25 protein-coding genes are annotated in these 23,149 nt (G+C 74.4%); 9 read left to right on the top strand and 16 right to left on the bottom strand.

Features of this window, described 5'->3' with window-relative positions; translation table 11 throughout:
* Nucleotides 1–50: 50 nt before the first annotated feature.
* Nucleotides 51–503, top strand: a complete 453-nt coding sequence (locus IG88_RS0100210) for a hypothetical protein (protein ID WP_324608985.1) — start codon at nucleotides 51–53, stop codon at nucleotides 501–503.
* Nucleotides 504–515: 12 nt separating this feature from the next.
* Here the strand turns inward: IG88_RS0100210 and IG88_RS0100205 are convergent, their stop codons facing one another.
* The 5 genes from IG88_RS0100205 to fabG all read right to left on the bottom strand — a co-directional run bounded on the left by IG88_RS0100205 (nucleotide 516) and on the right by fabG (nucleotide 5,257).
* Nucleotides 516–1,046 (bottom strand): hypothetical protein, encoded by a 531-nt coding sequence (locus tag IG88_RS0100205; protein ID WP_031033445.1) that lies wholly within the window; start codon nucleotides 1,044–1,046, stop codon nucleotides 516–518.
* Between the two features lie 86 nt (nucleotides 1,047–1,132).
* The gene (ung, locus tag IG88_RS0100200) at nucleotides 1,133–1,816 is read right to left on the bottom strand and encodes a uracil-DNA glycosylase (RefSeq protein ID WP_031033444.1); all 684 of its coding nucleotides are present in this window, start codon (nucleotides 1,814–1,816) and stop codon (nucleotides 1,133–1,135) included.
* A gap of 85 nt (nucleotides 1,817–1,901) precedes the next feature.
* Nucleotides 1,902–3,488, bottom strand: coding sequence for an ABC transporter substrate-binding protein (locus IG88_RS0100195; RefSeq protein ID WP_031033443.1), 1,587 nt, complete (start codon nucleotides 3,486–3,488; stop codon nucleotides 1,902–1,904).
* A gap of 209 nt (nucleotides 3,489–3,697) precedes the next feature.
* Complete coding sequence (locus tag IG88_RS0100190) at nucleotides 3,698–4,459, bottom strand: SDR family oxidoreductase (protein WP_031033442.1); 762 nt, start codon at nucleotides 4,457–4,459, stop codon at nucleotides 3,698–3,700.
* Between the two features lie 36 nt (nucleotides 4,460–4,495).
* Nucleotides 4,496–5,257 (bottom strand): 3-oxoacyl-ACP reductase FabG, encoded by a 762-nt coding sequence (fabG, locus tag IG88_RS0100185; RefSeq protein ID WP_031033441.1) that lies wholly within the window; start codon nucleotides 5,255–5,257, stop codon nucleotides 4,496–4,498.
* A 267-nt stretch (nucleotides 5,258–5,524) separates the two neighbouring features.
* Between fabG and IG88_RS0100180 the strand changes: the two genes are divergently transcribed.
* On the top strand, nucleotides 5,525–6,292 hold the full coding sequence (locus tag IG88_RS0100180) for a hypothetical protein (RefSeq protein ID WP_031033440.1): 768 nt from the start codon (nucleotides 5,525–5,527) through the stop codon (nucleotides 6,290–6,292).
* Between the two features lie 43 nt (nucleotides 6,293–6,335).
* Here the strand turns inward: IG88_RS0100180 and IG88_RS0100175 are convergent, their stop codons facing one another.
* On the bottom strand, nucleotides 6,336–6,719 hold the full coding sequence (locus tag IG88_RS0100175) for a DUF3037 domain-containing protein (protein ID WP_031033437.1): 384 nt from the start codon (nucleotides 6,717–6,719) through the stop codon (nucleotides 6,336–6,338).
* Nucleotides 6,716–7,480 carry a HipA family kinase gene (locus IG88_RS0100170; protein WP_031033435.1) on the bottom strand — a complete coding sequence of 255 codons (765 nt, stop codon included), beginning with the start codon at nucleotides 7,478–7,480 and terminating at the stop codon, nucleotides 6,716–6,718. Before IG88_RS0100170 ends, IG88_RS0100175 begins: the two co-directional genes overlap by 4 nt.
* 195 nt (nucleotides 7,481–7,675) lie before the next feature.
* Between IG88_RS0100170 and IG88_RS0100165 the strand changes: the two genes are divergently transcribed.
* Entirely contained in the window at nucleotides 7,676–8,158 is a 483-nt protein-coding gene (locus IG88_RS0100165; RefSeq protein WP_031033432.1) for a Rieske (2Fe-2S) protein, read from the top strand.
* A gap of 121 nt (nucleotides 8,159–8,279) precedes the next feature.
* Here the strand turns inward: IG88_RS0100165 and IG88_RS0100160 are convergent, their stop codons facing one another.
* Entirely contained in the window at nucleotides 8,280–9,191 is a 912-nt protein-coding gene (locus IG88_RS0100160) for a LysR family transcriptional regulator (protein WP_031033431.1), read from the bottom strand.
* A 74-nt stretch (nucleotides 9,192–9,265) separates the two neighbouring features.
* Between IG88_RS0100160 and IG88_RS0100155 the strand changes: the two genes are divergently transcribed.
* Nucleotides 9,266–10,258: a DMT family transporter gene (locus tag IG88_RS0100155; RefSeq protein WP_037835146.1), complete on the top strand. Its 993-nt coding sequence runs from the start codon at nucleotides 9,266–9,268 to the stop codon at nucleotides 10,256–10,258.
* Nucleotides 10,259–10,653: 395 nt separating this feature from the next.
* Here the strand turns inward: IG88_RS0100155 and IG88_RS0100150 are convergent, their stop codons facing one another.
* The gene (locus IG88_RS0100150; RefSeq protein WP_031033426.1) at nucleotides 10,654–11,991 is read right to left on the bottom strand and encodes an aminotransferase class I/II-fold pyridoxal phosphate-dependent enzyme; all 1,338 of its coding nucleotides are present in this window, start codon (nucleotides 11,989–11,991) and stop codon (nucleotides 10,654–10,656) included.
* A gap of 35 nt (nucleotides 11,992–12,026) precedes the next feature.
* Here IG88_RS0100150 and IG88_RS0100145 point away from each other — a divergent pair, with 35 nt between their 5' ends.
* The gene (locus IG88_RS0100145) at nucleotides 12,027–12,713 is read left to right on the top strand and encodes a pyridoxamine 5'-phosphate oxidase family protein (RefSeq protein WP_031033424.1); all 687 of its coding nucleotides are present in this window, start codon (nucleotides 12,027–12,029) and stop codon (nucleotides 12,711–12,713) included.
* A gap of 40 nt (nucleotides 12,714–12,753) precedes the next feature.
* On the opposite strand, the gene IG88_RS0100140 is transcribed toward IG88_RS0100145, so the two are convergent.
* From IG88_RS0100140 to IG88_RS40575, 4 genes are all read right to left on the bottom strand, one after another.
* Nucleotides 12,754–13,719, bottom strand: a complete 966-nt coding sequence (locus IG88_RS0100140; RefSeq protein ID WP_031033422.1) for a DMT family transporter — start codon at nucleotides 13,717–13,719, stop codon at nucleotides 12,754–12,756.
* A gap of 190 nt (nucleotides 13,720–13,909) precedes the next feature.
* On the bottom strand, nucleotides 13,910–14,914 hold the full coding sequence (locus IG88_RS0100135) for an EamA family transporter (RefSeq protein WP_031033419.1): 1,005 nt from the start codon (nucleotides 14,912–14,914) through the stop codon (nucleotides 13,910–13,912).
* Between the two features lie 106 nt (nucleotides 14,915–15,020).
* Nucleotides 15,021–15,560, bottom strand: a complete 540-nt coding sequence (locus IG88_RS0100130) for a Clp protease N-terminal domain-containing protein (RefSeq protein WP_031033418.1) — start codon at nucleotides 15,558–15,560, stop codon at nucleotides 15,021–15,023.
* A 262-nt stretch (nucleotides 15,561–15,822) separates the two neighbouring features.
* Nucleotides 15,823–16,476, bottom strand: a complete 654-nt coding sequence (locus IG88_RS40575) for a PadR family transcriptional regulator (protein WP_063760571.1) — start codon at nucleotides 16,474–16,476, stop codon at nucleotides 15,823–15,825.
* 169 nt (nucleotides 16,477–16,645) lie between these two features.
* Here IG88_RS40575 and IG88_RS0100120 point away from each other — a divergent pair, with 169 nt between their 5' ends.
* Complete coding sequence (locus tag IG88_RS0100120) at nucleotides 16,646–17,446, top strand: phosphotransferase (protein ID WP_031033413.1); 801 nt, start codon at nucleotides 16,646–16,648, stop codon at nucleotides 17,444–17,446.
* Between the two features lie 50 nt (nucleotides 17,447–17,496).
* Here IG88_RS0100120 and IG88_RS0100115 read toward each other — a convergent pair whose 3' ends face one another.
* A complete protein-coding gene (locus IG88_RS0100115) occupies nucleotides 17,497–18,180 on the bottom strand; it encodes an ABC transporter ATP-binding protein (RefSeq protein WP_031033411.1) in 684 nt (227 codons plus the stop codon).
* A complete protein-coding gene (locus tag IG88_RS0100110; protein WP_031033409.1) occupies nucleotides 18,177–19,268 on the bottom strand; it encodes an ABC transporter permease in 1,092 nt (363 codons plus the stop codon). Before IG88_RS0100110 ends, IG88_RS0100115 begins: the two co-directional genes overlap by 4 nt.
* 173 nt (nucleotides 19,269–19,441) lie before the next feature.
* On the opposite strand from IG88_RS0100110, the gene IG88_RS0100105 reads away from it, so the two are divergent.
* From IG88_RS0100105 to IG88_RS0100095, 3 genes are all read left to right on the top strand, one after another.
* Nucleotides 19,442–20,656, top strand: a complete 1,215-nt coding sequence (locus IG88_RS0100105; RefSeq protein WP_031033407.1) for a sensor histidine kinase — start codon at nucleotides 19,442–19,444, stop codon at nucleotides 20,654–20,656.
* Nucleotides 20,653–21,288: a response regulator gene (locus tag IG88_RS0100100; protein ID WP_031033405.1), complete on the top strand. Its 636-nt coding sequence runs from the start codon at nucleotides 20,653–20,655 to the stop codon at nucleotides 21,286–21,288. Before IG88_RS0100105 ends, IG88_RS0100100 begins: the two co-directional genes overlap by 4 nt.
* Nucleotides 21,289–21,385: 97 nt before the next feature.
* Nucleotides 21,386–22,195 carry a PhzF family phenazine biosynthesis protein gene (locus IG88_RS0100095; RefSeq protein ID WP_031033402.1) on the top strand — a complete coding sequence of 270 codons (810 nt, stop codon included), beginning with the start codon at nucleotides 21,386–21,388 and terminating at the stop codon, nucleotides 22,193–22,195.
* A 25-nt stretch (nucleotides 22,196–22,220) separates the two neighbouring features.
* On the opposite strand, the gene IG88_RS0100090 is transcribed toward IG88_RS0100095, so the two are convergent.
* Nucleotides 22,221–23,048 (bottom strand): CPBP family intramembrane glutamic endopeptidase, encoded by an 828-nt coding sequence (locus IG88_RS0100090; protein WP_031033399.1) that lies wholly within the window; start codon nucleotides 23,046–23,048, stop codon nucleotides 22,221–22,223.
* Between the last annotated feature and the right edge of the window lie 101 nt (nucleotides 23,049–23,149).

Below are 23,149 nucleotides of genomic sequence, written 5' to 3'. Positions count from 1 at the left end.
GAGTGGCGCGGGTGCATCGAACGACGACCACCGCAACGCTTCTGCTGACCGTGGCTGTCTCGGCCCTGACCGGCTGTACGACGGTCGGGGGCCGGGCCGTGGACGGCCCCTCCGGAGCCGGGGCCCGCTCGTCGGCGCCCCGCCCGGACGGCCCGGCCGAGCCACGGGTCGTCCAGGCTCCGGCCCGGGAGGCACTGGAGATGATCGGCCCCTCCCCCACCACGAAGGGCGCCACCGCGAAGCCGCACCCCGCCGGGACCCCGGCGCCCCGGTCCACGCCCCACGCTCCGCCCGCCACCCACGCCGCCGGACGGCAGGACGCCCCTCCCCCGGCACCGGGTCCCACCCGCGCCCCCGCCGCACCCCGGCCCGGGGCCCCCGGCGTGCCCGGCACCCCCGGCTCCGGCGGGAAGGCGGACGTGTGCTCCCTCGGCAAGCAGTACGGCGGCTGGCGGCCGGGCAGCCCCGAGGCCCGCATCTGCGAGCAGGCGTACGGCCACTGAGGCCGGGCGGTGCTACGGCCGCTGCCGCGGCGGCCGGCCCCACTCCTCGGGACCGTCGAAGCGGCCGCCCCCGGCCATGCGCCGCTCCAGCCGGTCGATGGCGGCGCGTACGCCCTCCGCGTAGCGGCCGGGGGCGAGGGACTCGGCGGTGGCACGGGCGCGCCGCAGGTGCAGGCGGGCCGCCTCCCGGTGCCCGAGCCGGTCGTAGTCCGCGGCCAGGTTCAGGTGGAGCGAGGGGGACAGGGCACGGGCGGCGGACGCGCCCTCGTGCCGGTCGGCGCGCCGCTCCCCCGTCAGTTCCTCGGCGGCCGACAGCGCCCGCAGGTCCCAGGCCAGCTCCTCGGACGGGTCGTCCTGGGTGCCGGCGAGGTAGTGGGCCAGCGTGCAGCGGTGGAGGGGGTCGCCGTGCTCGCCGATCTCCGCCCACAGGGCGAGGAAGCGGTCCCGGGCCTCCTCGCGGTCGCCCGCGTGGTGCAGCATGGCGACCTGACCGATCCGCGTCAGCACGGCGTCCGGTGCCGTCTGCTCCTGTCCCCTCGCCACCGCGTCCTCCGTGCCCTCGTCGGCTGTCCCGACGACGCTAACCGCAGGCACCCGCATTCCCGGTCAGGCGGCACCGGGCGCGCTGATCAGCCCAGGTTCGGGATGGTCCAGTCGATCGGCTCGTGGCCCTGCGCGGCGACCGCCTCGTTGATCTGCGTGAACGGGCGGGAGCCGAAGAACTTCTTCGCGGACAGCGGCGAGGGGTGGGCGCCCTTGACCACGACGTGCCGCGCCTCGTCGATCAGGGGCAGCTTCTTCTGCGCGTAGTTGCCCCACAGGACGAAGACCGCCGGGTCGGTCCGGCCGGCCACCGCGCGGATCACCGCGTCGGTGAACAGCTCCCAGCCGCGGGACTTGTGCGAGTTCGCCTCGCCGGCGCGGACCGTGAGCACCGCGTTGAGCAGCAGGACGCCCTGCTGCGCCCACGGCATCAGATAGCCGTTGTCCGGGATCGGGGTGCCCAGCTCCGCGTGCATCTCCTTGTAGATGTTCCGCAGGGACGGCGGGACCTTCACGCCGGGCCGGACCGAGAAGCACAGCCCGTGTCCCTGGCCCTCGCCGTGGTACGGGTCCTGGCCGAGGACCAGTACCTTCACCCGGTCGAAGGGCGTGGCCTCCAGCGCGGCGAAGACCTCCTCGCGGGGCGGGTAGACGGGGCCGTTCGCCCGCTCCTCCTCGACGAACTCCGTCAGCTCCTTGAAGTAGGGCTGTTGCAGCTCGCCGCCCAGCACCTCGCGCCAGGACTCGGGCAGCATGGCGATGTCGGTCACGTCAACTTCCTTACGCTGTGCGGTGGCTTCCAGTCCCCAGAACCTACCGGCACCCACTGACAACGGCGGCGCGGGCCGGTGTCGTCTACCAGCTCGTCTTCCGGTGGAACTGCCACATCATCATGATCGTCGACGGATCCAGGGCCTGCTCCGCGCCCGAGATGTCCGTGCTGGCGGCGATGTACTGCTTGCCCTGCCACAGCGGCAGGAGCCGCGCGTCGTCCACCATGATCTGCTGCGCCCGCTCGAAGTCCCGCTCCACATTGGCGCGGTTGCTCTCCCGGCGTGAGCGCGGCAGCAGTTCATCGGTGATCTCGGGGGTGAGGTAGGGCGTGCCGAGGGCGTTCTGCTTGCCGACGAAGGGGGCGATGAAGTTCTCGGCGTCCGGGAAGTCCGGGGACCAGCCGCGGCCGAACACCGGGTACTCGCCCTTCTGGTAGCCGGCGACGTACGTCTTCCAGGGGCGGCTCTCCAGGGTGACCTCGAACAGGCCCGAGGTGTCGAGCTGCCGTTTGAGCTCCTTGAACTCCTTGGCCGTCTCGGAGCCGTAGCGGTCGCTGGTGTACCAGAGGGTGAGCGGGACCGGGTCCGTGATGCCGGCGTCCTCGAGCAGTTTCCGGGCCTTGGCGACACTGGGGTCGCCGTAGTCGTCGAAGAAGCCCGTGGTGTGGCCGGTGAGGCCCTTGGGGACCATCGAGTACAGCGGGTCGACGGTGTCCTGGTAGATCCGGTGCGAGATCGCCACCCGGTCGACGACCTGGGCGACCGCCTGGCGCACTTCCTTGCGTCCCGCCCACGGGTCCGCGGGGTTGAAGACGAGGTAGCTGATCTCCGTTCCGCTTCCCTCGACCAGTTGGAGGTTGTTCTCCTTGCCCTCCTTGCCCTGGAGCGTGACGACGTCGTCGGCGGCGAGGCCGCGGTAGGTCACCTGGATGCCGCCGTCGCGCAGCGCCTCCACCATGCCGGCGGAGTCCTTGAAGTAGCGGATGGTCACCGCCTTGTTGTGCCGTTCGGCGAAGCCCTTGTAACGGTCGTTGCGCACGAGTTCGGCCCGCTCGCCGTCCGTGTACGACTGGAGCGTGTACGGTCCCGAGCCCACGGCGCCGCCGCCTTCGCGCAGGGCGTCGGCGGGGTAGTGCCCGGGGTCGACGATCGACATGGCGGGGGTGGCGAGCACGAACGGGAAGGTGGCGTCGGGCTTGTTGAGGTGGAAGACGACCTCGCGCGCGCTCGGTGCCTGCACCCGTTCCAGGCTGCCGAGGAGACCGGCCGGGCCGCCGTTGACGTTGATGCGCCTGATGCGGTCCATCGAGTACTTGACGGCCTGGGCGTCGAGGGCGTCCCCGTCGGAGAAGGTCAGGCCCTCGCGCAGCTCGCAGCGGTACACCTGGTTGGTGCTGTCGGTGAACGCGCACTGCTCGGCGGCGTCGGGCTGGGGCGCGGTGGCACCGTTGGGGTAGCTGAGCAGCGTCTGGTAGATGTTCCGGAACAGCTCCCAGGAGCCGTCCCACGAAGCGGCCGGGTCCAGCGTGCTGGGGGCGCTGGTCGTCCCCACGACGATCGGCTTCTCGTCCTTGGAACTGTCGGACGACAGGAGGCCGCATCCGGTCACCAGCGACGACATGGACACGATGGCCGCGACCCGCCGCAGGCCCCGCTTCCGGTTGAACACGCGCACGCTCCTCGATCCGCCGTACCAAGGTCGGCAGACCATACCGCAGCGCCACGCCCCCTGAACCCCCTTCTGAACAGGGGTTTTGATCATCTGGGGATGACTACGTTGTCATCGTGCACCGGGTTCCGATACCCGGACACGGGCGCCGTTCTCGTCAGCGGCGCCCGTGTCCCGGACCGGTCTCAGGGGCCCTCGGGAGGGCGAGATCAGGCCACGCCCGCGTTGAGGAAGATGCCGCCGTCGACGACGAGCGTCTGACCCGTGACCCAGGCGGACTGCTCCGAGGTGAGGAAGGCCGCGGCGCCGCCGATGTCGGACGGCACGCCGAGCCGGCCCAGCGGGTAGCCCGAGGCGGCCTCCTCCTCGCGGCCCTCGTACAGGGCGGCGGCGAACTTGGTCTTCACGACCGCCGGGGCGATGGCGTTGACCCGCACCTTGGGCGCGAACTCGTGCGCCAGCTGCGCGGTGAGGTTGATCAGCGCCGCCTTGCTCACGCCGTACGCGGCGATGAAGGGCGAGGGCGAGAGGCCCGCGACCGAGGCGATGTTGACGATCGCGCCGCCGTTGTCCTTCTGCCAGGCGTGCCAGGTGCGCTGCGCGAAGCCGAGCGCCGAGATCACGTTGGTCTCGAAGACCTTGCGCGCGACGTTCAGGTCGAGGTCGGCGATCGGACCGAACACCGGGTTGGTGCCGGCGTTGTTGACCAGGAAGTCGACGCGCCCGAAGGCATCCATCACGCGCTCGACGGCGACGGCCTGGTGGGCCTCGTCGTGCGCCTTCCCGGCGACGCCGACGACCCGGTCGGCGCCGAGCCGGTCGACGGCCTCCTTCAGGGCGTCCTCGTTGCGGCCGGTGATGCAGACCCGGTCGCCGCGGGCGACCAGCGCCTCGGCGACGCCGTAGCCGATGCCGCGGCTGGCGCCCGTGACGAGCGCGACCTTGCCGGAGAGTGCGGGCAGTTCAGTCATGTCAGTGTTCCCAACCGTTCCTGGTCTCCGTCCTGCCTAGTCGAGCGGCCCGCCGGCCACGTACAGCACCTGGCCGGAGACGAAGCCGGCGGCCTCGCCGGTGAAGAAGGCGACGGCGTTGGCGATGTCGTCGGGCTCGCCGACGCGCGCGACCGGGATCTGGGTGGCGGCGGCGGCCTTGAAGTCCTCGAAGCCCATGCCGACGCGGTCGGCGGTGGCCTTGGTCATCTCGGTGGCGATGAAGCCGGGGGCGACGGCGTTGGCGGTGACGCCGAACTTGCCCAGCTCCTTGGCGAGGGTCTTGGTAAAGCCCTGCAGACCGGCCTTGGCGGCCGAGTAGTTGACCTGGCCGCGGTTGCCGAGCGCCGAGGAGGAGGACAGGTTGACGATACGGCCGAACTTGGCGTCCACCATGTGCTTCTGGCAGGCCCTCGACATCAGGAAGGCGCCGCGCAGGTGCACGTTCATGACGGTGTCCCAGTCGGAGGCGCTCATCTTGAACAGCAGGTTGTCGCGCAGCACGCCCGCGTTGTTGACGAGGATCGTCGGCGCGCCCAGCTCCTCGGCGATCCGCGCGACGGCCGCCTCGACCTGGGCCTCGTCGGAGACGTCGCAGCCCACCGCGATCGCCCTGCCGCCGGCCGCGGTGATCTTCTCCACGGTGTCCTTGCAGGCGGCCTCGTCGAGGTCGATGACGGCGACGGCGCGGCCCTCGGCGGCCAGTCGTACGGCGGTGGCGGCACCGATGCCGCGCGCGGCTCCGGTGACGACGGCGACCCGCTGCTCAGTGGTGGACATTCGCTGCTTCTCCTCGTCCTGGGGATGCGGCCCGTGGGGAGCGTGCGCCCGTAGGTGAGCGACCGCTTAGTACCTTCCGCAGACGTGACGCTAGAAGCCCTGGCACCCGGTGTCAACGGGACACCGGGACGGTGTGATCCATTACCCGCCCCCTTCCGCCTCGCCGCCCCGCCCCGGTCGCCCGATCGGCCCAGCGCTGCGGGCCGCCCGGCCGCCGGGCCCCTAGCGTCGAAGCGCGAGCCACTCGTGGCCGGAAAGGAGGCGTCCATGCGCCGTCGTACCGGTGCAGCAGGCATAGCCGTCGCGATCGCCGCGATCGTGCCGCTGGCCGACCCCGCACCCGCCCAGGACCTCGACCCGGGGCTGGAACAGGATTGCCGGAGCTTCACCCATCAGGAAACGGTGCCGATCGGGCTGACCGGGGATCCGGGCCGCCCTGACGCGCTCTGCCCGGACGCGCCGCACGAAGACCCGTCCGGCGCCGCCCCGCTGGACGAGGGCCGGTCCGACGACGGCCGCCTCGACAACGGTCGCGAGGACGGAGGCGGCCTTGGCGGAGGCGGGCTCGACGGAGGCGGGCTCGGCAACGAATGGCCGGGCGAGGAGCTGCCCGGCGGCACCGGGCCCGGCCGGGTCGGGCCGGACGGTCTCGCCCCCGGCCGGCTCGACGAGGACCGGCACGACCGGGACCGTCCCGAGACGTCGCACGCCACCGGCCTGGGCTCCTCCGGCCAGGGCGAGGTCCGTGAGGTCCGGGAGGGCGGCGACGGCGCGGCGCACGCGCGCGAGGACCGGGAACCGACGATCTCGGCCACCTCCCTGCCGCGTCCGGCCACCACGGCCCCGGCCCCGGCCGTCACCGCTCCCGCCCCCGTGGCCTCCCCCGCCGTGACGCCGACGCTCGGCACCCGGGGCGGCCTGGGCGGGACCTCGGGCACCGGACCCAGCGACTGGGACATCGCCATCGGCCTGGGCTTCGTGACCGGGGCCGCGCTCGCGACGGGCTTCGTGATCCGCCGTCGCCGCCGCACCTGAGGCACGGGCTCCCGCCCCGCGCGCCGTCGGCAGCCCGGCGGGCCTACCGCACCAGCAGTTCGAGGAGCCGTTCCGTCTCGGCGGCCGGGTCGGTGGTGAGGCCGGTGTGGACGGGGCCGGGCTGGAGGACGGTCGAGCGTGGCGCGATCAGCCAGCGGAACCGGCGGCCGGGGTCGTCTCCGGCCGCCTGGCCCGCCGCGTCCCCTCCGGCACAGACCCCCTCCACGGCACGCAGCGCCGCACGCACCCCGGCCAGGTCCGCCCGTGGGTCCAGGGCGAGCAGCCTGCCCTCGTCGAGGTGGGTGCGGGCACCGACGTAGGACTTGGCCCGGCAGTAGACGAGGACGCCGGCGTTGACGCACTCGCCGCGCTCGATTCGCGGTACGACGCGCAGCAGCGCGTACTCGAAGACGTGGCGGTCGTTCACCGCTCCCCCTTGGTCCACTGGACGCGTTCGTGGATCGTGGCCGCCCGCGCGAGCAGGGGCGCCGCGTAGGCCCTGCGGAGGTCGTCGGGCGTGGCGAAGCCGGGCTCGTCCCGCAGCCAGACGTCCGGGATCTCCGCGGTCACCTCGGCGAGGAGTTCCCCGGTGACCAGCGGCGCGAGCGCGGCGGCGGCCGAGCGGACGTCCGGCGCGAAGCGGGCGAGTGCGTGGTCGGCGGCGGCGTAGGGACGGGCGGCGGAGGCCTCGGCGCCGGGCCAGTTGTGGTGCCAGATCATGGTGGCGCCGTGGTCGATGAGCCACGTCTCACCGTGCAGACGCAGCAGGTTGGGGTTGCGCCAGGAGCGGTCGACGTTGTTGACCAGCGCGTCGAACCAGACGATCCGTCCGGCCTCCTCGGCGCTCACCTCGAAGGCGAGCGGGTCGAACCCGAGCGCGCCGGAGAGGAAGTCCATGCCGAGGTTGGTGCCGCCGCTGGACTTGAGCAACTCCTGGACCTGCTGGTCGGGTTCGCCGAGCCCGAGCACCGGGTCGAGGTCGACGGTCACCAGCCGCGGCACCCTGAAGCCCAGCCGGCGGGCGAGTTCGCCGCAGACGACCTCGGCGACGAGGGTCTTGCGGCCCTGTCCCGCGCCGGTGAACTTCAGGACGTAGGTCCCGAGGTCGTCGCCCTCGACGAGGCCCGGCAGCGAGCCGCCTTCACGCAGCGGCGTGATGTAGCGGGTGGCGATGACTTCCTTGAGCATCGCCCCAGGTTACCGGCGTGGCACGGGTGCCGGGCGTCCGGCCGGTGTACGGCCGACAGCGAATCGACAGCCGTGTTTTACGCCCGCCCGACCGCCGGCCCGACAGCATCTCCGCACGGTCTGAACAGCACGTCGCACGGGGCCGTACCTCTCGGCGGATCACCACCGCCTCCCCCCTCGGAAGGGAACCCCAGCATGACCAGCGCACCGTTTCATCCCGCAGCGGGACCGGCCCGGCGTACCGTCGTGGCGGCCGCCGGAGCGGCGGGGCTCACCGCCGTGCTGGCCGCCTGCTCGGACTCGGACGACGACGCCTCGGGCGACGCCGGCACCGCGCCCTCCGGTTCGGCCTCCCAGGAGGCGGGCGGCGGCGAGACCGCCGGGGCGGGGCCGGCGCTCGCGGCGACCGCCGACATCCCCGAGGGCGGCGGGAAGTTCTTCCCCGACCAGAAGGTGGTGGTCACCCAGCCCGCGGCGGGCGAGTTCAAGGCGTTCTCGGCCACCTGCACCCACCAGGGCTGCGCGGTGAAGAGCGTGTCCGACGGGGTCATCAACTGCCCGTGCCACAACAGCAACTTCTCGATCACCGACGGGAGTGTGCAAAGCGGCCCCGCGACCAAGCCGCTGCCCGCCGTGCGGCTCACGGTCAGCGGGGACTCGATCCGGCTCGCCGGATGACCGTGACACGGCACGTGCCTTGTGGCGACCGCCGGAAGACACCCGCGGCTCGCCGGGGCTCGCCGTGATCACGCGCCCCGGGCACCGGCACCGGCACCGGCACCGGCCGCCAGCGTCCGGTTCACCCGGCCCGGTCCACCTCCGTGGCCGCCGCCCGCAGGGCGTCCACCGCCGCCCGGATCGACGGGCGGCGGTCGGCGTCGGCGCGCCAGACGACGTACACGTGCCGGCGCACCCGCTGCTTGAGCGGCACGGTGACGACCCCGGCGGGCGTCGGGCGACGGCCGAGCAGCGGGGCGATGCACACACCGAGTCCCGCGGCGACCAGCCCGAGCTGGGTGTGGGTCTCGGCGGCGCGGTGGCCGACGATCGGCTCGATGCCCTTCGAGCGCAGCGTGAACATCAGCCACTCGTGGCAGAACTCGCCCTCGCCCCAGGTGATCCACTCGTCCTCCGCGAGCTCGGCGAGGTCCACCTCGTCCCGGTTCGCGAGCCGGTGGCCGGCCGGCAGGGCGACGTCGGCGGGGTCGTCGAGGAGGGGCGCCTTGACCAGGCCGTCGGGCAGCGGGATCGGCTTGTTGTACCAGTCGAGGACGACGGCCAGGTCCAGGTCGCCGCGCACCACTCCGCTGATTCCGCGCTCCGGTTCCAGTTCCGAGGAGCGGACGCGCAACGCGGGGTGCTCGGCACGCAGGGCGGCCAGCGCGGCGGGGAAGAGTCCGCGGGCCGCGGTGGGGAACGCCGACAGTCTCAGCTCGCCGGCCACCTGGCCGCGCTGCGCCTCCAGGTCGGCCTGGGCCAGCTCGACCTGGGAGAGGATGCGGGCCGCGTGCTCGGCGAGCAGCCGGCCGGCGTCCGTGAGGCGGACGCCGCGCCCGTTCTTGGCGAGGAGCCGCTGTCCGGCCTCGCGCTCCAGCTTGGCCATCTGCTGGGAGACCGCCGACGTGGTGATGTGCAGTCCGGCGGCGGCGCCGCTGACCGAGCCGTGCCGGGCGAGGGCGTCGAGGGTGCGCAGGCGCTCCAGGTTCAACATGTAAGTGATGCTACGAGATATCCGGTGCGAAATCTCGATTGTGCTACGAGGACGGTTGCCGCATCGTTGCGGACATGAGCAGCCTCCCGTCCTCCTCCGGCTCCGTTCCCGCCGTGCCCCGCCGCGTCTTCGACTGGCGGCTGCGCTTCGCGGCGCTCTCCCTCGTGTGGGGTTTCAGCTTCCTCTTCATGAAGGTGGGCACCGAGAGTTTCGCCCCGTTCCAGGTGACGCTCGGACGGCTGGCCTTCGGCACGGCGGTGGTCGCGGTGGCGATGGCGGTGAAGCGGGAACGGCTCCCGCGCGGGGCGTGGACATGGCTGCACCTGACGGTCGCCGGGTTCCTCCTCAACGCACTGCCGTTCTCCCTGTTCGCCTTCTCGGAGCTGACCATTCCGTCGTCGCTCGCCGGCATCTGCAACGCGACCTCGCCGCTGTGGGGCATGGCCCTGTCACTGGTCGCGCTGTCCGAGGACCGGCCCACGCGGCGCCGGGTGGCCGGGCTCGGCATCGGCTTCCTCGGCGTCCTGACGGTGCTGGGCGTCTGGCAGGGCTTCCACGGCCTCGACGTCACGGGCACCGCGCTGGCCCTGCTGGCCTCGCTCAGCTATCCGGTCGGCTGGATCTACGTCCGGCGCACCCTGGCCGGCTCGCGCCACTCCCACCTCTCCCTGACCGGCGCCCAGTTGGGTCTGGCCACGCTGCAACTGGCCGTCGTGACCCCCGTCTTCACCTCGGTTCCGGCCGCCTTCCCGGTGCTGCCGCTGCTGGCGGTGGCGGCCCTGGGCGTGCTCGGTACCGGGCTCGCCTTCCTGATCCAGTACGACCTGGTCGCCGAGGTCGGCCCGACGACGGCCCAGATGGTCACCTACTTCACCCCGGTCGTCGCCACGGCGGCGGGCGTCGCGCTCCTGGGCGAGTCGCTGTCCTGGTCGACGCCGGTGGGCGCCGCGATCGTTCTCGCCGGCGCGGCCCTGACCCAGTCCCGGCCCAGGACCGGCCGGGGCGGCACCGCGCCCGCAGCGGGTCCCCGGGCGGCGGCGGGGGTACGGGAGAAGGCGCGCGCCTGAGGCGGGTCGGGGCCAGGGCTCGCTCCGCACCCCGCGACGGCTCACCCCGGGGCCGCCCCGGCCGAACCGCCCCCGCGCGGCCGGCGCGAGGAGCCATGAGCCGCCCGGTCCCGTCGGCCCGCGCCGGACGGCCGCACACCCTGCGGCGCGTCCCACGGCTCCACCGCGCCCCACCGCTCCACCACGCCATCGCTCCACCACGCCATCGCCCCACCGCTCCACCACGCCACCGCTCCACCACGCCATCGCCCCACCGCCCCACCACTCCACCACTCCACCACCCCGGCGATCCCCACCGCCCCGGCGCGTTGCTCCGCGGAACAGCCCGGTCCGTGGCGCCGCACCCTCGGCACCAGCACGGCAGGGATCACGGCCCGGGGGTGAACCGGGGCCGCTCAGACGTAGCTCCGCGCCGGCCCCGCCCCCGGCCCCACCGCCGCCGCGACCGCCGCCGCCAGCGGCACGCAGTCGCCCTCCCCGAGCGTCGAGACGGTGATCCTGATGCCGGGCGGGGTGCCCAGCCGGAAGCGGGCGCCGGGGGCCACGGCCCAGCCGGCGTGCAGGAGCCGGGCGACGGCGCCGGTCTCGTCCGGCACCGGGATCCACACGTTCAGGCCGCTGCGCCCGTGCCCGGCGATCCCGTGCTCCGCGAGGGCGCCGAGGAGCGCGTCGCGGCGCCGCCGGTACACCCCGGCCACAGCACGGGCGTCCACCGTGCCGTCGGCCCACAGCCGGGTCACGGCCCGCTGGGTGACGCGGCTGACCCAGCCGGGGCCGAGCCGTTGCCGGCCCCGGACCCGGTCGAGCGTGACGGGGTCGCCGGTGAGCACGGCGAGCCGCAGGTCGGGACCGCAGGCCTTGGCGGCGGAACGGACGAAGGCCCATTGCCGGGTCGTGCCGGCGAGGGGGTGCAGCGGGAGGTCGACGATGCCGTGGCCGTGGTCGTCCTCGATGAGCAGGGCCCCGGGGTGCTCGCGCAGCACGGACCGCAGGGCACGCGCGCGTGACGCGTCCACCGCCGCACCCGTGGGATTCTGCGCGCGGCCCGTGACGACCAGGGCGCGGGCCCCGGCCGCGAGGACCCGGTGCACGTCCTCGGGCAGCGGCCCCTGGTCGTCGACCCGGACGGCGGCCGTGCGCAGGCCGAGCGCGGGCACCAGGTCGAGGAGGCTGCCCCAGCCCGGGTCCTCGACGGCGACGGCGTCCCCGGGCTTGAGATGGGCGGCGAGGACCCGCTCCATCGCATCCAGCGAGCCGGACGTCACCGCCACGGGCCCGTCGGGCACTCCGTCGGCGTCCAGTCCGGCGCGGGCGACGCGGGCCAGTTCCGGATCGACGGGTGCCTGCCCGTACAGCACCGGTGCGCGGTCGCCCTGCTCCGCCGCCGCGGCGAACACCGGGCCCAGGGCGGGCAGCAGGGCCGGGTCCGGGTTGCCGTCGGACACGTCGCGCACTCCCTCGGGCACCTCGACGCGAATGAACTCCCGCCCGGTGGTGGCCGGTCTCGCGCGCACCCGGCTCCCCCGGCGCCCGGCCGTCTCGATGACGCCCCGCTCGCGCAGGGTGCGGTAGGCGGCGGCGACCGTGTTCGGGTTCACCCCGAGGTGCTGCGCCAACTCCCGCATCGGCGGCAGTGGTTGCCCCGGCTCCAGTTCTCCCGAGCCCACCGCGCGCTCGACGCTCGCGGAAATCTCCGCTGCGCCCCGTCCCGTGATCCGATACTCTCCTAGCACAAAGAAGATTATGCACTAGTGCAATGGGGAACGCCATGCAGGGGACCGCGGGGACGCCGCCGCAGCCGACCGACACCTATCCGCCCACGGACCGCACGGTCCCGACCCGCGCCCCCGACCGGGCCGCGTACGACAGGGAGCTGGTGCACGCGATACTCGACGAGGGTTACGTCTGCCATCTCGGCTTCGTCCGCGACGGCGCCCCGGTGGTCCTGCCGACGCTGTACGGCCGGGTCGGCGAGCGGCTCTACGTGCACGGTTCGACCGGTTCGCGCCCGCTGCGGATGACCGGCGCGGCCGACCCGGGGCTGCCGGTGTGCCTGACGGTGACGCACGTGGACGCCCTGGTGCTGGCCCGCTCGGCCTTCCACCACTCCGTCAACTACCGCTCGGTGGTGGTGCACGGCACGGCGTACGAGGTGACGGACCCCGAGGAGCGGCGCACCGCTCTGGACGCCCTGGTCGACCACGTCGTCCCGGGCCGCTCCCGCGATTCCCGGCCGGCGAACAAGAAGGAGCTGGCCGCCACCGCCGTGATCCGCCTCGACCTGGACGAGGTCTCCGCCAAGCTCCGCACCGGCGGGGTCAACGACGAACCGGAGGACCTCGCCCTTGCGCACTGGGCCGGACTGGTCCCCCTGCGCAAGGGGTACGAGACCCCGGTCGCCGACCCCGCCCTGCCTCCCGGCACCGCGCTGCCCGACTACCTGGCGGCCCGCTGACCCCGGCCCACGACGGCGGGGCCCGCACCGGTCCCCGCCGTCAGATCCTCGTCGGCCGGGTCCGCGCCTCCCTCGCCCCCCGCACCTCCCTCGCCGCCCGGGTCTCCGCCACCGCGAGCCCGGCGACCGATCCGAGCATCAGCAGCGTGCCGGCCAGGGTCGCCGCCGTGAGGTGCTCGCCGAGCAGCAGGACGGCGAACGCCGCCGCGCTGACCGGCTCGAGGAGCATGATCACTGAGACGGTCGCGGACCGCACGACGGCCGCCCCGGCGAAGTAGAGCCCGTAGGCGAGGGCGGTCGGCACGGCGGCGATGTACGCGAGGAGGCACAGGAGCCGGACCGGTTCGCCGGTGTGCGGCAGCAGGCCCTCGGCCAGGGCGAGCGGCAGCAGGCACAGGCTCGTGACGGCGAACGCCCCGACGGACGCACTGGCGGCGTCCGCCCCGCCGTCCCTCCCCCACCAGCGGGTGAGCAGCGTCATCACCGAGTACCCGGCGGCGGAGAGCAGGGCGAGGAGTACGCCCGGCAGGCGGACGGTCGTGCTCGTGCCGCCGAGTACCAGCACCGCCAGCCCGGCGAGCGCGCCCCCGACGGCCGCGACGCCGCCCGGCCCGAGGTGTTCGCCGAGGGCGAGGCGCGCGCCGAGGGCGATCAGCACGGGCCCGGCGCCCAGGGTGACGACCGTGGCCACGGCGAGGCCGGTGGACTGGACGGCGGCGAAGTAGGCGGTCTGGAAGACCGCGAGCCCGATGCCGGTGACGCCGGCCCGCAGCGCTTTGTGCGCGAAGGGTTCGGCGGCGGGGCGCGCCCTCGGGCGCAGCGGACGGGCGGCGAGGAGCAGGACGAGCCCCAGCGCGCAGCGCCAGAACGACAGGGCGACGGGGCCCATGTCGCCGGCGCGGTAGACCAGCGAGGCGGTGGCACCGGCGGTGCCCCAGGCCACACCGGCGACGATCAGACAGAGGAGGCCACGCCCGACGGGCAGGCCGGAGACGGCATTCGACACGGGTTCTCTCCGCAGACGCGCACGGGGCGCGGACGTTCGAGGCGTCCCGGAAGGAACGGCCGGGACGCGTGGACTCTCGTCTGCGGGCAGCACCGTCCGGCCCGGCGACAGCGCGCCGGGCTTGTCACAGGGCCCGCCTCAGGCGGCCGGAGGCGGGAGGACGAGTGCGTCGGAATGCATGAGCCGCACCCTAGGTCGCCGTTCCTCGGCTCGACAACTCCCTTTCGGGCCCCCCGCCGGCCACCGGGGCCGCCGAGCCCTTCGCCGGGGTCGACGACTGGGCGATGAGGGCGCCTGCCAGCACCACGACGCCGCCGACGATCTGCGGGGCGGAGAGGTGCTCACCCAGCAGCACCCAGGCCAGGACGGTCGCGATGACCGCTTCGAGGCAGGCCACGACCCCGGCGACCTGCGGCGACAGCCGGCGCACGGCGACGATGCCGGTGACGTAGGCGAGCACGGTCGCGACGAGCACGATCCAGGCCAGCAGCAGGGCCGCGGCGACGGGTGTGCCGTCCATGCGGGCGGTGCCGCCGAGGACCGACCAGTCCATCGACCAGGGCCGGGCGACGACGGTGAGCACCGCGGCCCCGACGAGCAGACCGTAGGCGATGACCCCGAGCGGGTCGGGTGCCTGCTCACCGGCGTCGCTGCCCTGGTCGGACAGGACGAAGTAACCGACCTGGCAGCAGGCGGCGCCGAGCGCGAGCAGCAGTCCGAGGGCGTCGAAGCCGAGTCCCGACCAGACCTCGACGACGCAGGCCAGCCCGCCGACCGCGAGCACGACGCCGAGCGCGGCGGCCCGCGTGACCGGCCGCCGCTGCACGAACCGCACCCAGCCGAGGACGAGGGCGGGGGCCAGGTACTCGACGAGCAGCGCGACGCCCACGGGGATGCGGGAGATGGCGGCGAAGTAGCAGGCCTGCACACCGGCCACGGCGAGCAGGCCGTACCCGGCGACCAGTGCGGGGCGGCGGCGCAGCAGGGCGCGGTGGCGCACGGCGAGCGGCAGCATCACCAGGGCCGCTCCGGCCACCCGCAGCCAGACCACGTGGAGCGGGTCGAGTCCGGCTTCGATCAGCGGTTTGGCCGCCACCCCGGAGCCGCCGAAGGCGACGGCGGAGGCGAGTGCCAGGCCGAGTCCGGTGCCCTTGCCGGCGTTGCCGCGGGCGCTGTCAGACGTATGCACCGGCACATGATGACAGGGGTCGACATGACCGTCACCCCTGATGACACCTGTCTCACCGAATGGACGGGGCGGCACGGCGCCGCCGGGAGGCGAGCGGGGACGCGGGAAAGGGTCAGGGGGCCGACTCGAAGTGGCCCTCCACCCGCGCCAGCACGGTGTGCGGCTCGACGGCGGCACGGGCCAGCACCTCGACGGCGCGCGTCCGCGGGTCCGCGACCAGGGCGGCGAGCAGGTCCACGCCCCCGGCCCGGCCCGCGCCGCGCCGTTCGGCACGTGCGCAGGCCTCCTCCATGGCCGCCGCGGCCGACGGGGAGAACCCGGCGGCGCCGGTCACCACCGGCACGGCGCCGGAGTCCTCGACCGCGCCCTGCCAGCGCAGGCCGTAGCCGATGCTGCGCTGCACCAGGTAGCCGAGGACGCGGGCGACGCGCGGGCCGTCGGCGAGGAGCGCACGGGCCTCGGCGTCGCACTCCAGCAGTGAGTGCAGCAGGTGCGCGGTGTCGATCTGCCGGTCCCCGTCCCGCACCGCCCGGCGGCGGGCACCCGAGACCGCCGAGGCCAGTTCCGCGCTGAACCGGTCGTCGAGGTCGGTGCCGTCGGGCCACCGGCCGCCTTGCTCACCGGCCGACTGCCGGGGGATACGGGGTTGCACGCCTCCCAGCTCATCAGTCCCTCGGGACCCGGTCATCCCCGGCGGGAAGCATTTCGCCGTCCCACGGGGAGTGGACCCGCCCGGACGCAATCTCCTCCTTGCGGATGACATCAGAGCGTTTCGGCCCGCCACGGCCACGCACCGCCCCGCCTCGGCACCCGCCCGCGACGACGGCCGTGTCCCACGGATTCACTCCGCGGGACACGGCCGCTCACACCGGTCTGTGCCGATTCTCGATCGATCCTCGCCTGCGGGGACGTCGTCAGTCCTCGTCGGCGAGGATCAGGTACAGCTTCTTGCGGGCTTCGCCGATGACGGCGAGCGCCTTCTCGCGCTGCTCCTTGCTGCCGGTCTTCCAGACCTGGCCGAAGGCCTCCATCAGGCCGAAACCGGCCTGGCGGACGTCGTTGAGGGCCTCCCAGTCGACGCCGCGCGAGGCCTCCTCCCAGGGCGCCTCCGGACCTTCCTCGGCCGCGGTGCGGCCCGCCTCGGTGAGCGCGAAGAGCTTCTTGCCGCCCTCGCTCTCGCTGGCGATCAGCCCCTCGTCCTCCAGGAGCTGGAGGGTGGGGTACACCGAACCGGGGCTGGGCTTCCACGCCCCGCCACTGCGTTCGGCGATCTCCTGGATCATCTCGTAACCGTGCATCGGCCGGTCCTTCAGGAGGGCCAGGATCGACGCCCGTACGTCGCCTCGCCGTGCCCTTCCCCTGGGCCCGCCGCGCCCTCGGCCGCCCCAGGGGCCACCGTGGCCGAAGCCCGGCCCGAAGGGACCGCCGGGGCCACCGGGACCGCCCGGCCCGAAGGGGCCGAACGCCGCACGCCGGCCCTCGAAGGCCCCCCGGCCGAAGGGACCGCAGGGGCCGCCCTCGCCGCGGCCGTGTCCACCGTGTCCACGCTCGTATCCGTGGTCGCGCATCGCCATCACTCCATTCAGTCGTTGATCTGTCGCGATGCCTCAACGATATATCGGAACACATCGCGCGACAAGCCCCCGCCGCACATCGGGTCCGGGTCCGTCCGGTCCCGGCCCCGGCGGCGTCGCACCGGCGCTACCGTGATCCCCATGACGGCTGAACGTGATCCCCATGACGGCTGAGGACGAGGCGCTGGCCGGCGGCATGGCGAACGCGGGGGCGGTCTTCCGCCGGGGCGGGCTGGTGGACCGGCCGGCACCGCGCAACGCGCGCGCCCTCCACGCGCACCTCCTGGCGCTGGAGGAACGCGGCTTCGACGCGGCGCCGGTCCCCGTCGGTCTCGGTGCGGACGCCCGTGAGCAGCTCACGTTCGTCCCCGGCGACGTGGCCCTGCCGCCGTTCCCGGACTGGGCGATGACGAGTTCCGCCCTCGCGTCGGTGGGGAGCCTGCTGCGGCGGCTGCACGAGAGCAGCGCGGACGTCGCGTTCGACAGCGGTGCCCCGTGGCCTTCGGACCTCGCCGACCCCGAGGGAGGAACGATCGTGTGCCACAACGACGTGTGCCCGGACAATGTCGTCTTCCGCGAGGGCCGTGCCGTGGCCCTGATCGATTTCGACTGGGCGGCCCCGGGCCGCGCCCTGTGGGACGTCGCCATGACCGCCCGCTACTGGGTGCCCATGCTCGATCCCGAGTCCGCGGCCTCCCTCTACCCCGAGGGGCTGGACGCGGCCGCACGGCTGCGGATCCTCGCCGACGCCTACGGCCTCTCCGCGGCCGACCGCGCCGAGTTGCCCGGCGTCGTCGAGCAGGCCACCGAGGTCTGCCGGAACTTCGTCGCCCGCCGTGTGGCCGGCCAGGACCCCGTCTACCTCCGGGCGCTGGCCGAGCGCGGTGGATGGGAACGCTGGGACCGCATCCGCACCTGGCTGGCGGACCACCGCCGGACGTTCACGTCCGCCCTGCTGAACTGACCGGGCCGGGGGCTCGGCGACGGCCTCACAACGTCATCGCCCCGCCCCCGTCAGCCGGCCGTCGCCGCCACGCGCAGCCGGCCGTCGCGCATCTCGGCGATCCGGTCGACGGCCGTGAGGTGGGTGCGGTCGTGGGTGACCAGGAGGGTGGCACCGGCCCGCTGGTGGGTGAGGCGGGTGATCAGGTCGATGACGGCGGCGCCGCGTTCGTGGTCCAGGGCGCTGGTGGGTTCGTCGACCAGGAGGACGGTGGGGTCGTTCATCAGCGCGCGTGCCAGGGCGACGCGCTGGCGCTGGCCGCCGGAGAGCTGGTGGGGACGGCGGCCCGCCTGGCCGGCCAGACCGACCGCGTCCAGGAGTTCCATCGCCCGGCCCCGCACGGCGCGGGGCTTGCGTCCCGCGATCCGGGCCATGACCTGCACCTGTTCTACGGCGGTGAGGGACGGCAGCAGGTTGGGCTGCTGGAAGACGATGCCGATCCGGTCCCGGCGCAGCGCCGCCAGCTCACCGCGGCCGAGGCCGGTGGTGGCGACGCCGTCGACGGTGACGGTCCCGGCGTCGGGGGTGACGAGGGTGGCGGCGACGGCCAGCAGGCTGGACTTGCCGGAGCCGGAGGGACCGACCACGGCGGTCAGGGTGCCCCGGGGGACCTCCAGGCCGACCCGGTCGAGCGCGGTCAGGCGGTCCTCGCCGTCGGCGTAGGTGAGGGTGACGTCGGTCAGGTTCAGGCTCATCGGGCGCTCCCGAGGGCGGTCAGCGGGTCGACGGAGGTGATCCGGCGGATGGACAGGGCGGCCCCGAGGACACCGAGGACCACCATGACGGCGGCCGGGAGGAGGACGGTGGCGGGGGTCAGCAGGAACGGCACGGCCGAGCCCGCGACGAGTGCCCCCAGGGCGGCGGCGAGGCCGGTGCCGACGAGGGTGCCGCCGGCCAGCAGGACGAGGGCCTGGCCGAGGGCGTCCTTGAGGAGGCCGGCGGTGGAGGCGCCGAGCGCCTTGAGGACGGCGACGTCACCGGCGCGCTGGATGGTCCACACGGTGAAGAAGGCGCCGACGACGAGTGCGGAGATGGCGAACAGGAAGCCGCGCATCAGCTGCAGGGAGCCGTTCTCCGAGGTGTACGAGCCGATCGCGGCCAGGGAGTCGCCGGTGGCGACCGTACGGGTGCCGGCCTGCTCGTCGAGGGCCGCCGGGTCGGCCTCCGGGGTGGTGTCCAGGGCGATGACGGTCGCGGTGGACCCGTCCGCGCCGTCGGCGGCGGGAGGTGCGGCCTTCCGCCACACGCCGAGGCTGGTCCAGACGACCGGGGTGTGGCTGAAGAAGGCGTCTCCCGACACCGCCGCCACCCGCAGCCGCTGCCCGGCCAGGGCGAAGGAGTCGCCGGGCCGCACCCCGAGGTCGTCGGCGGCCGTCGTGGACAGCACCGCCGCGCCGTCGTCGACGCGTTGGCCGTCGGGTGCCAGCGGGGAGCCCGGCCGCACCCCGAAGGCGGAGACACCGCTGCTCCGGTCGCCCGCGGTGGCCTTGGTCGTGGTGATGCCCAGCGGTTCGGCCCACTCGACGCCGGGGGCCACGGACCACTGCGACCACTGCCGCTCGGTGACCGTGGAGTCGGCGTACGACAGGTCGGCACCGCCGCGGGGCGCCTGGAAGGCGATCCGGTCGGCGGGCAGCCCCGTGATCGCGGAGGTGTTCTGCCGGCCGAGCCCCGCCGTCAGTCCGGACAACAGCCCCACCAGCAGGGTGATCAGCACGATGACGGTCCCCATCAGGGCGAAGCGCCCCTTGGCGAACCTGAGGTCTCTCCAGGCGACGAACACGGTCCGGGCCCGTCCTTTCCGGTGGTGGAAGCGGTACGGCCCCACCGTCGCCGCCGGACCCCCGTACGCGCGTCCGGCGCAGGAGAGCACTTCGCGGGCCGGAAGGCGGCACGCGGGTTGTAACTTTCGACGGAGGCCGCCGGGCGCCCGCCTTTCGTAGCCTGGAACGCACTGTGAACGCTTCCGCCCCCGCCCTGACCCCGACCACCCGGGCCCTGGCCTGGTGTCTGCACCTGCTGGTCGTCGGCCTGCTCGGCCTGGTCGCCGTCCGGGCCCTGGCGGACGGCCGCCCCCACGCCGGACCGGTCGCCGCCGTCGCGGTGGTGTGCGGCCTGGTGTACGCGGCGGGGCCCCTGCTGCCCCGCGTCCGGCTCGTCCGCCGGGCCGCCGCCTGGTGGCTGACCGCTGTGGGAGCCGTCTGGCTGGCGCTGCTGTGCCTGTCCCCCGAGGCGGTGTGGCTGGCCTTCCCGCTGTACTTCCTCCAGCTCCACCTGCTGCCGCGCCGGGCCGGCCTCGCCGCCGTGACCGTGACCGCCGTGGCGGCCGTCGCCGGGTACGCCGCCCATACCGGCACCTTCGGCCCGGCCATGGCGATCGGCCCCGCGCTCGGCGCCGCCGTCGCCGTGGCCGTGGTCTGGGGCTACCAGGCCCTGTACCGCGAGAGCGAGCAGCGCAGGCGGCTGATCGAGGAGCTCACCGCCACCCGCGCCGACCTCGCCCGGGCCCAGCACACCGCCGGTGTGCTCGCCGAGCGCGAGCGGCTGGCCCGCGAGATCCACGACACCCTCGCCCAGGGCCTGTCGAGCATCCAGTTGCTGCTGCGCGCCGCCGAACGCGCCCTGCCCGAGCGGCCGGACTCCGCCACCGGCCACGTCGTGGCGGCCCGTCAGGCCGCCGTGGACAACCTCGCCGAGGCCCGCCGCTTCGTCGCCGCCCTCACTCCTCCCGCCCTGGAGGACACGACCCTGGCCGGCGCCCTGGAACGCCTGTGCGCCACGACCTCCGCCCGGCACCGCGTCACCGCCCGCTTCCACCTCACCGGCACCCCGTCCCCGCTGCCGACCGCCCACGAGGTCGCCCTGCTGCGCATCGCCCAGTCTGCCCTCGCCAACACGGTCCGCCACGCCGGTGCCGGCACGGCCGAGGTCACCCTCAGCCACCTCGGCGACCGGGTCGCCCTCGACGTCGTCGACGACGGCGTCGGTTTCGATCCGGCCGGGCTGCCCCCCGCCGACCCCGAGGCGGGAGGTTTCGGTCTGGCCGCCATGCGCGCCCGCCTGGACGCCCTCGGCGGCACCCTGGCCGTCGAGTCCACCCCCGGCCACGGCACCGCCCTGACCGCCCGGCTGCCCCTCACCCCGCCCACCGAACCCGAGGCCCGCCCGTGACCGACACCCCCATCCGCCTGCTCCTGGCCGACGACCACCCCGTGGTGCGGGCCGGACTGCGCGCCGTACTGGAGACCGAGCCGGGCCTCGAGGTGGTCGCCGAGGCCGCCACCGCCGAGGAGGCCGTCGCCCGCGCCGCCGGCGGCGACGTCGACGTCGTACTGATGGACCTGCAGTTCGGCGGGGGCATGAACGGCGCCGAGGCCACCGCCGCGATCGCCGCCCGCCCCGAGGCCCCGCGCGTGCTGATCGTCACGACGTACGACTCCGACGCCGACACCCTGCCCGCCATCGAGGCCGGCGCCACCGGCTACCTCCTCAAGGACGCCCCGCCCGAGGACCTGGCCGAGGCCGTGCGCACGGCCGCCGCCGGACGCACCGCGCTCGCCCCCGCGGTCGCCGACCGTCTCATGAACCGGCTGCGCACCCCGGGCACCACCCTGACCCGGCGCGAGACCGAGGTCCTGGCCCTGGTCGCCGACGGCCTGTCCAACCAGGCCGTCGGTCAGCGGCTCCACCTCACCGAGGGCACCGTCAAGTCCCACCTCGCCCGCGTCTACGCCAAGCTCGACGTCGACTCGCGCACCGCGGCCGTCGCCGCCGCGACCTCCCTCGGGCTGATCCGCCGCTGAGGGGGCCGCCCGGACGCCCCGGGCCACCGCCGGAAATCGGTCCAGCAGCGCGCGATTGGCCTTGGTGCGCCGCTCCCGACGGCCCTAGCTTCGTGGCATGCGCATCCGAATCGTCGACGCCTTCACCGACCGCCCCTTCGCCGGCAACCCCGCCGGGGTCCTGCTCCTCGACGCCTTCCCCGACGACGACCGGCTCCAGCGGGTCGCCCTGGAGGTCAACCACTCCGAGACGGCGTTCGCCCACCGGCTGCCCCCGGGCGGCGGGGCCGACTGGGCGCTGCGCTGGTTCACCCCGGCCACCGAGGTGGCGATGTGCGGCCACGCGACGCTCGCGACGGCCCACGTCCTGCACACCACCGGCGCCCACGAGGGACCGGTGCGCTTCGCCACCCGCAGCGGCGTCCTGACCGCCACACCCCGCGAGGACGGCTCGGTCACCCTGGACTTCCCCACCGCTCCCCTCACCCCGGTCGAGGCCCCGGCGGGCGTCACCGAGGCCCTGGGCGCCGAGCCGCTCACGGTCCTGGACACCGGGCCGAACATCCGGGACCTGCTGGTGGAGGTCGCCGACGAGGAGACGGTCCGCGCCCTGGCACCGGACTTCAAGGCCCTGGCCGCCCACTCCGAGCGCGGTGTCATCGCCACCGCCCCGGCGCAGGATCCCGCCCGTGGCTACGACTACGTCTCCCGCTGCTTCTTCCCCAACGTCGGCATCGACGAGGACCCCGTCACCGGCAGCGCCCACACGGCACTGGCGCCCTTCTGGTCCGAGCGTCTGGGCCGCCCGGACCTCACCGGGCTCCAGGCGTCCTCCCGCTCCGGCCTGGTGCGCACGGAACTGCGCGGCGGGCGCACGCTCCTGAGCGGCCGGGCGGTGACGGTGATCGAGGGCGAGCTGCTGGCCTGACCGGTGCGGACGCGGGTCCCGGCGGTCATGCCGTCGGGAGCCAGCCCACCTTGCCCGCCAGCAGGCCGTAGCCGACGAAGGCTCCGATGTCGAGCAGGGAGTGCGCCACCACCAGCGGACCCACCCGCCCCCAGCGGCGGTAGAGGTGGACGAAGACGACGCCCATCACCATGTTCCCGACGAACCCGCCGATCCCCTGGTAGAGGTGGTACGACCCGCGCAGCACCGAACTGGCCGCCAGCGAGGCGCCCGCGCCCCAGCCCATCTGGTCGAGCCGGCGCAGCAGGTAGCCGACGACGACGACCTCCTCCAGGACGGAGTTCTGCACCGCGGAGAGGATCAGGACGGGGTACTTCCACCACACGTCGGGCAGGGCCTCGGGCACCACGGTGAGGTTGAAGCCGAGGCCGCGGGCGGCGAGGTAGAAGGCGATGCCGGTGCTGCCGATGACGGCGGCGACGGCGGCACCGCGGCCCAGGTCCGGCCACGGGCGGCTGCGGTCGAAGCCGAGGGTGCGCAGGCTGCGCCCCTCACGCAGCAGGAAGTGCGCGACGAGGGCGACCGGGACGAGTGCCGTGGTGATCCCGAAGAGCTGCCAGGCCAGGTCGAGCCAGGGACGGCCGGGCGCGGCGGAGGCGTTGAGCGTGGCCGCCTGGTCCTTGAGGCCGCCGGGCCGGGTGACCGAGCCGATGAAGCTGATGAGGGCGGACACGCCGCTCGCGCCGAGCGAGAGCGCGAGGACGAGCAGCGTCTCGTCCCGCAGGACCCGCCGCGGGAGCCGCCCCTCGTGCCAGGACCGCTCGTCGAGTCGCTTCTGAGGAATCGCGTCGTCCACCGGGCCCGCCTCCGCCATGCACACCTGCCTCCTGCTGGGACGTCACAGCTTGCCCGATCAGTATGGGGCGGCGCGCGGCGGGGGCGGGGCGGGAGCGGGGCGCGGCGGGAGCGGGGCGG

This window comes from Streptomyces sp. NRRL F-5650 (genome assembly GCF_000721365.1).
GTDB classification, from domain to species: Bacteria; Actinomycetota; Actinomycetes; order Streptomycetales; family Streptomycetaceae; genus Streptomyces; species Streptomyces ardesiacus.
Note: the sequence above shows the minus strand (reverse complement) of the source record. Positions and strands in the feature narration are given on the sequence as shown.